The organism is Pontibacter populi (assembly GCF_040278685.1).
GTDB lineage: Bacteria > Bacteroidota > Bacteroidia > Cytophagales > Hymenobacteraceae > Pontibacter > Pontibacter populi.
Map to the genome: position 1 here is coordinate 115,710 of NZ_JBEOKT010000006.1, position 13,370 is coordinate 129,079.

General features: G+C 44.7%; 10 protein-coding genes. 3 read left to right on the top strand and 7 right to left on the bottom strand.

Features of this window, described 5'->3' with window-relative positions; translation table 11 throughout:
- The first annotated feature begins 77 nt into the window (after window positions 1-77).
- From ABS362_RS08490 to ABS362_RS08500, 3 genes are all read left to right on the top strand, one after another.
- Entirely contained in the window at window positions 78-2,804 is a 2,727-nt protein-coding gene (locus ABS362_RS08490; protein WP_350411985.1) for an alpha-L-rhamnosidase-related protein, read from the top strand.
- Window positions 2,805-3,069: 265 nt separating this feature from the next.
- Window positions 3,070-5,256, top strand: coding sequence for a TonB-dependent receptor (locus ABS362_RS08495; protein ID WP_350411986.1), 2,187 nt, complete (start codon window positions 3,070-3,072; stop codon window positions 5,254-5,256).
- 13 nt (window positions 5,257-5,269) lie between these two features.
- Entirely contained in the window at window positions 5,270-5,779 is a 510-nt protein-coding gene (locus tag ABS362_RS08500; RefSeq protein ID WP_350411987.1) for a hypothetical protein, read from the top strand.
- 19 nt (window positions 5,780-5,798) lie between these two features.
- Here the strand turns inward: ABS362_RS08500 and ABS362_RS08505 are convergent, their stop codons facing one another.
- From ABS362_RS08505 to ABS362_RS08535, 7 genes are all read right to left on the bottom strand, one after another.
- Entirely contained in the window at window positions 5,799-6,506 is a 708-nt protein-coding gene (locus tag ABS362_RS08505) for a pseudouridine synthase (protein WP_350411988.1), read from the bottom strand.
- Between the two features lie 212 nt (window positions 6,507-6,718).
- The gene (locus ABS362_RS08510) at window positions 6,719-7,078 is read right to left on the bottom strand and encodes a response regulator (protein ID WP_350411989.1); all 360 of its coding nucleotides are present in this window, start codon (window positions 7,076-7,078) and stop codon (window positions 6,719-6,721) included.
- 6 nt (window positions 7,079-7,084) lie between these two features.
- Window positions 7,085-7,915: a hypothetical protein gene (locus ABS362_RS08515; protein ID WP_350411991.1), complete on the bottom strand. Its 831-nt coding sequence runs from the start codon at window positions 7,913-7,915 to the stop codon at window positions 7,085-7,087.
- Between the two features lie 6 nt (window positions 7,916-7,921).
- Entirely contained in the window at window positions 7,922-8,509 is a 588-nt protein-coding gene (locus tag ABS362_RS08520) for a carboxymuconolactone decarboxylase family protein (RefSeq protein WP_350411992.1), read from the bottom strand.
- Between the two features lie 208 nt (window positions 8,510-8,717).
- Window positions 8,718-11,144: a TonB-dependent receptor gene (locus tag ABS362_RS08525; protein WP_350411993.1), complete on the bottom strand. Its 2,427-nt coding sequence runs from the start codon at window positions 11,142-11,144 to the stop codon at window positions 8,718-8,720.
- 338 nt (window positions 11,145-11,482) lie between these two features.
- Complete coding sequence (locus tag ABS362_RS08530) at window positions 11,483-12,388, bottom strand: hypothetical protein (protein WP_350411995.1); 906 nt, start codon at window positions 12,386-12,388, stop codon at window positions 11,483-11,485.
- A gap of 67 nt (window positions 12,389-12,455) precedes the next feature.
- Complete coding sequence (locus tag ABS362_RS08535) at window positions 12,456-13,283, bottom strand: helix-turn-helix domain-containing protein (protein ID WP_350411996.1); 828 nt, start codon at window positions 13,281-13,283, stop codon at window positions 12,456-12,458.
- Window positions 13,284-13,370: the final 87 nt, after the last annotated feature.

Genomic DNA, 13,370 nt, shown 5'->3' on the forward strand with positions numbered 1-13,370 from the left:
AAAATTATAGTAAATTTAGGCTTTACAACTATAGTTGAAGGCTCTCGAAGCTCTTTCCAAAACCTAACCTCAACCTCATGAAATACATCTCGCTCAGGTCAAGTCTGCTGTTTTCTTTGCTCGTGATGGGCGCCTGCCAGTCGCAGAAACCAAGCTCTGAAACAACTATAACTTCCGAAGTTACAGCTGCCAACCCCATTTACAAATCAGACGCTTATGCTATTTACCCGGACAGCGTGGTGCAGGGCGAACATGTGGCGCGTATACTTTCGCCTACCGAAATAACATCTAACTATAAGAGCCCTGTTAATTTGTTCATGAGCCCGGGTGTTACGTTTAAGTTTGCCATAAATGGCCGCGACAACGAAATGGTACCCGGTACCGATCACTTCTTTAACTGCATTCCTGCTGATGGCGCCTGTGTTACGCCGGTTATCACGTTTGGTAAGCAAATGAAAGATGATGCCGAAGTGCCGAAAGATGTGTACCTGGCTCCGAACAGTAAAATGACGGTGCGCCTTAACATGAGCCCGGTGCTGGATGCTTTTAAAAAACAGGGTTTCTACACAACGCCAACCGGTGACAAGATCTATAAAGAAGATTTTAAAGGCGTTTACATTGCCGGCGGCACCGACCCGCTGAGCTGGGATTTCGATAACCTGGGTGGCAAAAAAGAAGCGGAACTGACTGACCCGGACAGCGACGGAATTTACGAGATATCGTTGCTGATGAACGAGAACCGCGACGAGAAAATGACTGCCCAGCAATGGACCATGTCGCATAATACAAGCGCTTTCCCACAGTACCTGTCTGATTACCCGGTAGCGAATGCGTTATACAACCTGGCGTTGGAAGAGATGATAAATGCCGTGGAGCCGGATAGTACCTTAAGAACAGGAAAAGAATGGGCTGGCGTCTGGACCCGCGATATCAGCTATAGTATCATTTTGTCGATGGCGCAGGTACAGCCCAAAGTATCGATGTATAGTTTGATGCGCAAAGTGAAAGATGGCCGCATTGTGCAGGATACAGGTACCGGCGGCGCATACCCCGTCTCTACGGATCGGGTGATATGGGCAGTGGCAGCCTGGGAAGTTTATAAAACTACCGGCGATGAAAAGTGGTTGCGTGAGACCTATGCGATCGTTAAAAAGTCTTTGCTTGATGACCAGAAAAATGCGCTGAACCTGGAAACTGGTATGATGCGTGGTGAGTCGTCGTTCCTGGACTGGCGAGAGCAAACCTACCCACGCTGGATGCAGCCTGCCGATATTTTTGAATCCGAGAACCTGGGTACCAACGCGGCACATTACCAGGCAAACATAGTAGCCGCCCAGATGGCCGATCTGCTGAATGATAAGGAGTCTGCTGCACTGTTCAGAAAAGTTGCGGAAGGCATAAAGGAGGGAATAAACAAACAGCTGTGGCAGGAAGATAAAGGGTACTATGCGCAGTACCTGTATGGCCGTAACTATAAAATCCTATCGCCGAGAGCTGAGGCTTTAGGGGAAGCCTTAACCGTAATTTTTGATATTGCCGATGATGCGCGCAGCAAAACTATAGTTGCCAGCACACCAGTTACGGACTTTGGTATCCCGAACATTTACCCACAGATTCCGGGCATCCCGCCGTATCATAACAATGCTACCTGGCCGTTTGTGCAGTCGTACTGGAGCTTAGCCGCCGCCGATGCCGGCAATGAAAAAGCCCTGACCGAAAGCATCAGCGCCATTTACCGCCCCGCTGCCCTGTTCCTGACCAATAAGGAAAACTTTGTATCAACCTCCGGCGATTACGCAGGTACTCAGGTTAACTCTAGTAACATGTTGTGGAGTCTGGCCGGCAGCCTGAGCATGGTGTATAAAGTGTACTTCGGGATGGATTTTAAAGCCAACGAGATTGAACTGAAACCTTTTGTACCGAAAGCCTTTGCCGGCACACACAAACTGACCAACTATAGCTACCGAAAGGCCGTGCTGGATCTGGAAGTAAGCGGCCATGGCAACCAGATAAAATCGATAACGATGGATAGCAAACCCATGGATAAACCAGTGATACCTGGCAACTTAACCGGAAAGCATACTATAAAAATAGAGCTGGCAAACAACGAAGTTGGAGGGGAGTTGAATCACACAGAAGGTTATACATCACCAGATACTCCGAATGTAACTTATAGTTCAGGAAAGCTTAGCTGGCCAGCTGTAGATGGCGCTGTTGCCTACCAGGTTATGAAAAACGGGAAGTTGCTGGAAAGAACTATTAGCACTACCCTGAATGTGAACCCTGGTACCTATGCAGAATACATGGTGCTGGCTGAGGACAAAAATGGTGTTACTTCGTTTGGGAGCGAGCCGCTGGCTATAGTTGCCGATAAATACAAACTGGTTTATGAACTGGAAAAGTCTGCACCAAAAGCAACCCAGCCTTACCGCGATTTTTCAGGATCCGGTTTTGTAGAGATCAGCAAGCAGAAGAACAAAGAAGTAAAAGTAACTATAACTGTTCCGGAAGATGGCGTTTATGCTGTCGATTTCCGCTATTCGAATGGTAACGGCCCGATCAACACCAGCAATAAAGCAGCCATCAGAACGCTGAAGCAAAACGGTACATTTGCCGGTACCGTTGTGCTACCGCAGCGCGGCACCGACGAGTGGAATAACTGGGGCTTTACCAACTCCGTGGAAGTACCACTTAAAAAAGGAAAGCAAACTATAAGCCTGACCTTTGAGCCGCACAACGAGAACATGAACGGCGATGTGAACCAGGCAATGCTTGATTATATGCGTGTCGTGAAGATCAGGTAAACTATTGATTTAGGAATAGAAAGAGCTGACTTGTTTAGGTACCGGTCAGCTCTTTTTGTTGGTGTTTATGTTGCAGTTCTGTTCTGACCTTACAATTCACATCAAAACCGCCTACCTTTGTGAGCCAATACGGATTACTATAGTTTACACCTGGGCGAAGCAACTACGCTTACAAACTGCAATCCAGCCCAGATCAAAAGCATTGGTAACTATAGTTTTATTGCTGCATTTGCAGTTTTAACATGAACTTAAATTCCCATCCAGCATGAAAAAATACATGACCCTGTTGCTTGTTTTAGTATGTAACATTGTAGCCTATAGTCAGCATACTTTTCAGGTGGTCATCAAGGATAGTGAAACACAACAACCACTGATTGGGGCGACTGCTGCCATACAAGGAACCAGCATTGGCGCGAGTACGAATGCCAACGGCGAACTTGAACTTACAAATGTGCCTGCCGGCAAACAGGTCATCAGGTATAGCTATGTTGGGTATGAGGAAAGATCAGATACTGTTACTTTTCCTATAGTGCAGGCAGGTCCGAAAGTAATATTTTTAATGCCGGGCGGAGAAGAACTGGAAGAAGTTGTAGTTACTACCACCCGGAGCAGCCGAACTATAGAAGACATTCCTACAAGGGTAGAAGCCATCACACTGGAAGAACTTGGTGAGAAAGCCAACATGAAACCCGGTGATATACGTATGCTGCTAAGCGAAAGTACCGGTATTCAAACCCAGCAAACATCTGCTACCAGTGCTAATGCCAATATCCGAATTCAAGGTTTGGATGGACGTTATACCCAGATCTTACAGGATGGATTTCCGCTTTATTCAGGGTTCTCGAGTGGGCTGAGCATTATGCAGATACCGCCGCTTAATCTGTACCAGGTAGAAGTGATAAAAGGCAGTTCGTCTACACTATACGGTGGTGGTGCTATTGCCGGACTCGTAAACCTGATCACAAAAAAACCGACAGAGGAGGGTGAACTGAGCTTTATGGCGAATATTACCAGCGCTAAAGGACTCGACCTGAGTGCGTTTTATGGTAAGAAGTTCGGCAAGTTTGGTGTTACCGTGTTTGCGTCACGCAATGCCAACCAGGCCTATGACCCGGCTGATATAGGGTTATCTGCCATTCCGGACTTTGAGCGTTACAGCGTAAATCCGACCTTATACTTTTATCCTGGTCAGAACACACAGGTATCGTTCGGTATAAACGCATCCGAAGAAGACCGTTTGGGTGGCGACATGCGCTACATAAATGGTGAAAGAGGTGACTACTATTTTGAGCAGAACAACACTGAAAGACTCTCTACCCAATTTAACCTCGAACATAAACTCTCAGAACGGGCTGTTTTTTCTGTAAAGAATAGTGTTAGCTTTTTTAACCGGGACATTGCAGTGCCTGACTATAACTTCAGGGGCAAGCAAACTGCCAGTTTCAGCGAAGCAGCCTATAGTTTAAATAGCGGAAAACTGGACTGGGTGTTAGGGGCAAACCTATGGACAGATAAGTTTTCGGAGCAGCAGGCTGATGCGGTAGGCAAAAGAGATTATGACAATACTATAGTTGGTGCTTTCGTGCAGAACACATTTACCCCGGTAGATTGGTTTGTACTGGAATCAGGGCTTCGAACAGACTATGTAACTCCAGAACCGGCAAACAAGTCGAAGGGTGTTTTTGTACTGCCTCGTGTATCTGCTTTATTTAAAGTAAGCGACAGACTTACATCACGTATCGGTGGGGGAATGGGCTATAAAACACCAACTATTTTTACCCAGGAAGCTGAGAACCTTACTTTCCGGAATATCCTGCCGCTCAATATCAGCCAGACAGAAGCAGAAACATCCATTGGAGGTAACGCTGACATAAACTATAGCACCCTGATCGGGGAGGATGTTACCTTCAGCATTAACCACATGTTCTTTTACACCTACCTCAATAACCCGCTCATCCTGACACTGCGCCCCGATAACCTGTATGAGCTCCGAAACGCAAACGGACACATAGATACTAAAGGAGTAGAAACGAACATGAAGTTTGGTTACGAATGGGTAAAACTGTTTCTGGGCTATACCTACACCGACGCCAGGCAGCATTACAACGGCACTGTTACCGATATGCCACTTACGCCAAAACACCGGGTAAACACGGTACTGATGCTGGAAAAAGAAGATAATTTCCGTATTGGCCTGGAAGCCTACTATTTTAGTAAGCAGCAACTAACAGATGGCAGCCGCGGCCAGGATTATTGGATAAATGGCGTGATGATTGAAAAGATGTTTAACCGGTTCTCCCTATTCCTGAACTTCGAAAACATCTTCGACACAAGACAAAGTAAGTTCGGAGATATCTACACAGGCAGCATCACGAACCCGCAATTCAATGAGATTTATGCACCTGTAGATGGTAGAGTGATAAACGGTGGAATAAAACTGAATTTGCTATAAGTTAGAATTGAATATGGCTTTACTGATTATTTTCCTGCTCATAATTACACTTGGAGTTTGCTATTTTTGCTACTGGCTACCGATGAGATTGGGCAACAAGAAGCTTGGTTACTTTATAGCTTTAACTTTGTTTTCCTTTATAAGCTATAAAACTTATGAAGGGTTCTACCCTTCCGATGATTTTTATGAAAAAGAATTTATAGAAGTTACTGGATTAGAGTTGAAGGATATGGAAGTAGTGGAAAGCGACGCTTCCTATCCTGATATGCAAGGTGATTATTGTTCTGCCGCCCTGATTAAATTGGGGGAAAAGGAATATCAGGATCTGCTTTTTAAAATTCAGGCTGATACCGCATTTAACGGAAGTGAACAAATGGGTAGCCTGCCATTAAAGAATGTGACAAATGGGGTAAAGCTGGATTTTGAATTTAAAGCCTCTAGAGGCACAGATGCAAGTGAAAATTTCTTTATTGGTTTTCTATCAGATAATAGAACTATAGTGATTGAGAAGTGCAAAACTTAGTATCTATATGCCCGGTTGTTTAAGCAGATACTTCCTGCAATAAACTGCTTAATTCTGATTGCTGCAGATGGCGCCATTCGCCGGGAGCCAGTTCACCCAACTCTAGAGAGATGATGCGGACCCGAACAAGTTTTAGTACCTGGTAGCCCAGCTTGTAACACATCCTCCTGATCTGGCGGTTAAGGCCCTGCGTAAGAATGATGTTAAACGTTTGCTCATCTACCTGCCTGACATTTGCGGGCCGCGTTCTTTTACCCATGATAACAATACCGGCAGCAAGCCGATCAATAGCCTCTTGTGTTAACGGTTTATCTACTGTTACCCTGTATTCCTTTTCCTGTTGTTTTTCTGCATGGATGATGTTGAAAAGCGTTCTTCCATCATTGGTTAAAAGCATCAGGCCTTCCGATTCTTTATCCAGTCGCCCCACAGGAAACACACTCTCAGGAAAGTCCAGCGCCTCTAATAAATTGTTCTCGATCGCAACATTTAAAGTAGACTCTATGCCACGAGGTTTATGATAGGCCAGGTACACATTCTTTCTGCCCTCTTTTAGTACCTCTTCATCCATCCGAACCTCATCTTCCGGTAAAAGGACTTGGCTCAAAGTCCCTTTTTGTCCGTTCACCAATACTCTCCCCGAAAGAATATACCCGATAGCTACCTTGTTGGATACATTCAGTTTCTGGACGATGAAATATTTTAAAGAGGAATTAAGGATCTTCATGTAAAAGCAGTCAGTCAGCCAGTTATAGGTCAGGATGTTTGCTCTGACTTAATAAGTTAACGACCTATATAAAACAACTGTTCCCCTTAGGATAAACTGAAAAGTCTATAGTTGTAAATGTACTTACCGCACTAAATACAGAAAGTCTTACTCAACTTAAAACTGACTATGTACTAAATTATACGTGTATAGCCTTTGTTATAACGTTAGAATCATAAAGATGCGAGCACATCATCTAAGAGTGTTGTTTCAAGTGGCTTTACAAGATAGCCGGCTACATTGTTAAAATTTTCTGCTCTTTTCCGATCCAGATCGCTGGTTGATGATGTAAGGATATAGACTTTGTGCTGCATTTGTTGTTGTTGCATTTGTTCTAAAAACTCCCAACCGTCCATTACCGGCATATTCAGATCCAGGAATATCACATCGGGGTTGATGTCGTTTACTTGTGTAATAGCCTTTTCCGGTTCTGTAAAATCATATACACTGTATTGTGGATTGATGTGCTGGATAAACTGAATGGTGATGAAATTAGTGATTTCCATATCATCCACTAACAGTATTTTCTTCATGATGGGTTATGCTTTTAAATTGGCTACTTCAGCGGTAGCTTTGGTAATTACTTCTTTCAGGGTTTCGTCCAGGTCTGCTGCCGATTGCTTTAGCCGGGGGAGCACCTGCAGTTTCATTTGCTCAGGAGTCTTGCAAAAATCTACAAGACTTATCAATCCTAAAATACGACTGAGTGGCTCTCGTACCTGGTGCGCGTTCATGATAGAAATCTCTACCAGTTTTTCATTTTTAGCTGCAATTTCGCTGGTGCGCTGCCTGATAACTTCCTGTTGTTGCTGGTTAATGTTTGATATAACCTGGTTTTTCTTATCCAGTACCCTGAACAGGCAAAGTTCCAGCAGTTTAGACTCCAGGCTTTCGGCTACCAGTTTAATAAAAGTAGCGTCACGACCCGAAAAATACTTGCTTTTGCCAGATAACAACGAAATCACAAGCTGACAATCTAAGCGCTCAAAACGCCAGCCCCACAACTTTGCTTCTTCATCTGGTGGCATCGAAAATTCATCCGGTAAGCTAAGCGAACCAGGATCAGTCCAGTGCATAGGGCGCTTGGCTTGGTGCAGAATAACTTCATGCGGAAGTAAACTGTCCAGCTCTTTTACCGTGGCATTTGTCGGACTGACATTGATCTGGATACTATATTCTTCCCAACTGAAATTTACTCTGAATACATGAAAGTTGAACAGGTACTTTAGATGAATCCGCAAGGTATATGCGATCTCATCTATAGTTCGGCACCGCATTAAAGTATTAGAGAACTTCGAAAAAGCCTCGTAGGTAATGCGGTAAACCTGACTGTCTGTACCGGAAGGTTGTTGCCTTATCAGATTTTCCACAGGTTGTTACAGGGTGGGCTCCAGCAGTTCGTTATCTAACTTTATACCTGAAATGGTAGCAATTGTATTCAGCATATTTACAAGGTCTGCCTGTGCCATCAACTCCTGAACTTCATCTTGTGTGAAGCCTTCCTGCATCAGTTCTGCAAAGTCAGTGTCGGTTATAGTATCGGTATAAAGCGCTGCTTTTGTGGCAACACGAATGGCCACTTTATAGCTGGTAGGCAGAACCGGGGACTCTAAATCTTCTGTGGCACGGTAATCTTCTTTGGTACTGATCAACTGACTCATGCTATCAGCAAAAATACCGTGGGCAGCAGCGCAATATTCACATCCACGTGCTTTAGAAGCATTATAAATGATCAACTGCTTTAATACGTTGGGCACCTGACCTTCCAGTAAAGTCGACTTTAGTTTCTCCCAGTTACCTCGCAATAGAGTAGCGTTACTTCCCTGGCATTTAAACCAGTTAAGTACAAAAGGTAATTGCAAAGATTGCATGGTTTCATCATAAATAGCCTTTACTTCAGGGCTGGCTTGGTTGTATTCTACCAAGCGGTAACGGGTAGAAGGGGTATGGGCAATAATTGTCATTAGATAAAAGTAATGTGCGATTCCTTCAAAGTTATAACCATTTTTCTACATAATTACTATTAATCTGAACGATAACTCTTTTTGATTTTAAACATTTAAAGCGCGGGAAAAATTTTGCAGAATTGCACTGGATAAAAGGCGCACTTCCACTACCATCCAGGCTTTCCGGACACATCTTAAGGGTTAAACTATAGATTTGTCATATCCTTTAGAATTCAACTATAAAGCCAAGTGTTGGTACAAGGTTTCCGTCGTTGTTTTTGAGGATGACAGGGATGGCATTGCTTCCGTCAGTGCGAAGCGGCTCACCATCTGTAGTGGCGAAGCTAGTGTTATCTTCGTTCCGCTGGAAGGTATACCGGTCGTAACCCGGCGTGTTGCTGCCCAGCACATTGGCAATATCCAGGAAGAGGTCGAGCGTGATACGGTTCAAATTCCACTTCTTATCAATACGTACATCAAGCTGGCTGAATGCGTCTAGTCGCTCGGAGTTTAACCTGGTGTAGTCTAGCACGCCTACACCCAACGAAGCATAGTTTAGCTGTGATGCCTCCAGGTCGAATGGGGTGGCTGGCGCACCACCGGCATACCTGTACTTAGCCCCGAATTCCCAGTTTCGCGGCAGCTTCTTGCCGAGCAAGCCCGATAACAGGTGGCGATAATCCCAGGCACTTGCAATGTAACGGCCATCTGTTCCTGTAAATTCGCTTACCACATAGGTATAAGACAGAACTGAAAACACAGTACCAGTCAGTTTTTTCTGCAGGTAAAACTCGGCCCCGTACGCTCTGCCTTTACCGCCTGATGTTACAGCCTCATTTCCGATAGCGCCAAATTCACCGCCCTGGTTCGCCAGCGAAATGCCATCTCTGATAGAAACCGGATAGTTGCTATAGTCTTTGTAAAAACCCTCCAGTGTAAAGCGAAGATCCTGGCGTGGCAAAAACTCTGTACCCATTACATAATGTACAGATTTAATGTAATCGGCTTGCTGGTTCAGGTAAGTATTGTCGTCCTGGTAACCCAGCACGGTATAGGAAGGAAGTTTATAGTAGATACCCGATGAAGCGTTGATAGTCCATCTGCTACTAAACAGGTACGACAAGGACACTCGCGGTGATAGGGTTTTCAATGGGTTATTGCCTTCTTTTGTAAATGAGTTCATATCTGTACGGATACCCAACGACAAACCCAGCTTATTGTCCAGTACGGACCTGGAAACCTGCCCGAAAGCCCCATACCGGAAGAAGTCCAGGTCAGCGTTATAGTCCAGGGTCACGCCTGGCTGCACCAGATTATTTTGATCATCGCGCAGCTCTTTCCGGATCACGCTGTAAATATCATTTGTAAACTGCACATACTGTCCCGCTACACCATAACTATACCTCCAGCCATTTTTATATTTATTGATGTCCAGGCGCAGCTTGTTCTCTGTTTCGCGGGAGCTGGTGTTTAGCGTCATCTGCTGGTTTTCTCCTTCTTCAGCGGCCTCGTATTTAGTGAGCCCATTATCAAAAGCGTTACGGCTCAGGGCCAGGTTTATGTAGCCGTCATCCACAAGTCTTTTTACTGCTACACCGGTCGTATAATTCCACTGTTTAATGTAGGGCACCGAGCGCAGGATATATTCATTCTCCGGAGTACTTTCGCGGGGCACACCAAACGAAAAGTCATCAATAGCCCCAACACCAATAAAAGAAACGGTTGTTTTATCATTCAGCTTATGGTCTACTTTATACTGGAAATCCCAGTAACTGGGGCGGATGGGCAGGTCGAGTAACTTGAACAGGAACTGTAGATAGGACCTTCGTGCAGATACCAGGTAAGTTGTTTTTGCACCTACAGGCCCCTCCAGGGTAGTGGCAAACTCTGAGCCGCTCAGACGCACATTACCTGAAAAACGCTCGAGGTTGCCGTAACGCTGGTTAAACTCGAACACAGATGCCAATGCATTATCGTAACGGGCATCAAAAGCCGACGAACTTACTTTCAGGTCTTCTATAAACGAGACATTGAGAATGCCGGTAGCTCCACCGGCGCTGCCTTGAGTGGTAAAATGGTTTATAAGCGGTATCTCAATGCCATCGAGGTAGTACACGTTTTCGTTTGGTGCGCCACCACGTATGATCAGGTCGTTGCGGCCTCCGCTGGTTCCGTTGGTGGCTACACCCGGCAACACCTGCACTACCTTCGAAATATCGAAATTACCGCCCGGGTTGCTGCGGATCTCTTCTGTGGTAAGGCTCTGCACCGACAACGGCGTGATAAGATCAGCCACAACTGCACTTTGCCTACGGTTGGCTACTACTTCTATCTGTTGCAACTGGCTTGTGGCAGGCACCATTTCAAAATTCAGTATCTGAACATTGCCAGTCGTTACATTTACATTAAACCTTGAAACAGGCTGGTAACCCAAATAAGAGCTCTGTATGGTGTAACTGCCCACCGGTATGCTTTCTATCCTGAAAGCGCCTTCTGCATTGGTTATAGTGCCCAATTGGCTTCCGATCACTTGAACCGTTACACCGATCAGGGGTTCCTGTGTATTACGGTCGCGTACTGTCCCGGTAACAATACCTGTTTGCGCACTGGCAAAGAACGGCAGTAGTAAAGCAAGTAAAAATATAGATCTCATAGTTGTGGGGCTACCTCTGATGTTGGTATGACAAGCTTCCTGCAAAATTGTTTAATTGCAGAGTGCGCTTTAATTTAAAAAAGGTATTTATTTTCTGAAACCCATTTACCATAGGACATTATTTGTTTGTTTACTGCTTGTACAAAAGATGCCTGTTATAGTTGATCGCTCAACTTTTGCCCTATGTGTAGTGTTACTTACCAGCATGAAATTCTTTCTATAAAAGCTTTGATTTGAGTTGGAATGGGGTGAGTTTTTAAATCAAAAAGCCGCTCCAGATCAATGAAGTGGCTTTTTAAGAACTGGTATAACTATAGGTAACTATGAAATTATAGTTTTTACAACTTTGTATCTCTGTCCCAGTTCCTCACCATATCAGCATAACTTTTATGAGCCTTTTTCTCCAAGACAGATACTAATTGCTGATCGCTTAATTTCTGTTTTTCGCTTTTGAGGGCATTCCATAGTTTCCTGCTTACCAACCTGCCTCCGGTATCATAAATTTGTCTGGCTGCCATGTGCCACCTGCATTGGTACCAACCATAGTTTTTAGGATGTTCCTGACCTATTTCATCATATAGCTGGTCTATATCCTGCAGGCTGGTGTAGGTATATGCTTTTGCGCCACTGCCAACTACCATCTCCGGGAAAAGCGTTAAGGCAGGTAGCGATTCGGGTTCATTTTCTGCTACATAAGTATGCAGCAAGGTATTAACAAAAAGTTCTCCCATCCATTTGCGCTGCATGTTTAGCCCCGCCTGGAAATGGAAGGCATGGCCAAGTTCGTGCAGGGCCAGCAGGTCAAAGAAGGGCTGCATACTCAGGTTTCCGTTTTCATCTTTATATACCTCCTTTATTTGTTGGCTTAACTGTTGCGGAAGCTGATCAAGCGGAGGAGTAAAACTCTTCCAAAAGGCATTGTCTTCGGCAGCCATCACCAGTGTATTGGTATTTGCATAGTGGGGCATACCATATACTACAGGCACGCTCGTATACTTTGTCCAGTCATCGGGGCTAAGTATAAGCAGAGTTACGGCAGGTTTAAAGCCAAGTAATTGCTGGTAATAGGTCATAGCTTTATCCACCCGGTTGGCTATAGTTTTTGCCCGATCCGCATGACCAGTACTATAGTATACTTGTGCTTTGTGGTTATCTAAAGCGTGGAGTTGGCTGTATTGCTGTGCCTTTATTGGCTTGGCCAGTAGCAAGGCTGCTACCATGTAAAGTAAAATGTACGGTTTCATAAATCTGATCTTTAGTTTGATCAAATTTCGACTTATAAACCGGCAGAGAATAGTATAAAAACGACAACTATAGACGTAGTTCAGCCTGCAAACGCACCGGTGTTTGCTTCAGTTCTTTCTCTATTATACCGGGTGCTACACCGGCAAATTGTTTAAAGTCACGGATAAAATGCATCTGGTCGAAATACCCGCACTCGTAGGCAATGTGTGTCCAGCTTAGTTCGGGAAAGTTCTCACGCATCCGGTAGGCTTTGGAGAAACGAATGAGCCGGGCAAAAAATTTAGGAGGAATCCCGATGCGTTCTTTGCTGACCCGCTCGAACTGGCGCAGGCTCAGGCAGGCAAGGGAAGCTATCTGTTCAATAGGAATATTGCCGTTTACGCGCATTAGTTCCAGCATAGCTTTATCAAATGGCAAAGCGGGTTTTAGGGCAGACACCTTCTGGAGCAGGAACTGTTCTACTACATCCTTAATCTGGTCAAAACTCTGCGCTTCCTGCAATCTGTTGTTTACCTCCGCTATTTCATTTCCGAAAACTGTTGTGGCATCGTAATGGTCATCTATCATTTCAGCCATCGAAATACCCAGGAAACGATGTAAACCACCCGGATGAAATCCGACACGCACAGCTTTATGACTTTTATTAATATCAAGCAAAACACGTGTAACCATGGGCCCTACCACTACGCTTCTTGGCTGCATGGTAAATTCCGTATCGCCATGTTTCTGCACGCTGATACAATCGTTAATGTAAAAGAAAAGTGAGTTTTGAGGAGCAGGAGGATAGGGGCATATGACAGCAGGTGAGTTTGCTTCTATTTCTGCATGTATAACCATGATACAGTTGATGAACTCCTGTAGCAGTACATGCGGCTTGTAGAATTTTGTCTGCAATGTCGTAGGTTTAGGAAGTAAAGAGTTTTCCGGTTTAACAGCTGCAATCCGTTTATGAAATTACTAAATATAGTAAAACTCCCAGTT

What these genes read in the sequence shown, in the direction of transcription:
- ABS362_RS08490 (WP_350411985.1), top strand. Translation starts at nt 78, where the DNA reads ATGAAATACATCTCGCTCAGGTCAAGTCTGCTGTTTTCTTTGCTCGTG.
- ABS362_RS08495 (WP_350411986.1), top strand. Translation starts at nt 3,070, where the DNA reads ATGAAAAAATACATGACCCTGTTGCTTGTTTTAGTATGTAACATTGTA.
- ABS362_RS08500 (WP_350411987.1), top strand. Translation starts at nt 5,270, where the DNA reads ATGGCTTTACTGATTATTTTCCTGCTCATAATTACACTTGGAGTTTGC.
- ABS362_RS08505 (WP_350411988.1), bottom strand. Translation starts at nt 6,506, where the DNA reads ATGAAGATCCTTAATTCCTCTTTAAAATATTTCATCGTCCAGAAACTG.
- ABS362_RS08510 (WP_350411989.1), bottom strand. Translation starts at nt 7,078, where the DNA reads ATGAAGAAAATACTGTTAGTGGATGATATGGAAATCACTAATTTCATC.
- ABS362_RS08520 (WP_350411992.1), bottom strand. Translation starts at nt 8,509, where the DNA reads ATGACAATTATTGCCCATACCCCTTCTACCCGTTACCGCTTGGTAGAA.
- ABS362_RS08525 (WP_350411993.1), bottom strand. Translation starts at nt 11,144, where the DNA reads ATGAGATCTATATTTTTACTTGCTTTACTACTGCCGTTCTTTGCCAGT.
- ABS362_RS08530 (WP_350411995.1), bottom strand. Translation starts at nt 12,388, where the DNA reads ATGAAACCGTACATTTTACTTTACATGGTAGCAGCCTTGCTACTGGCC.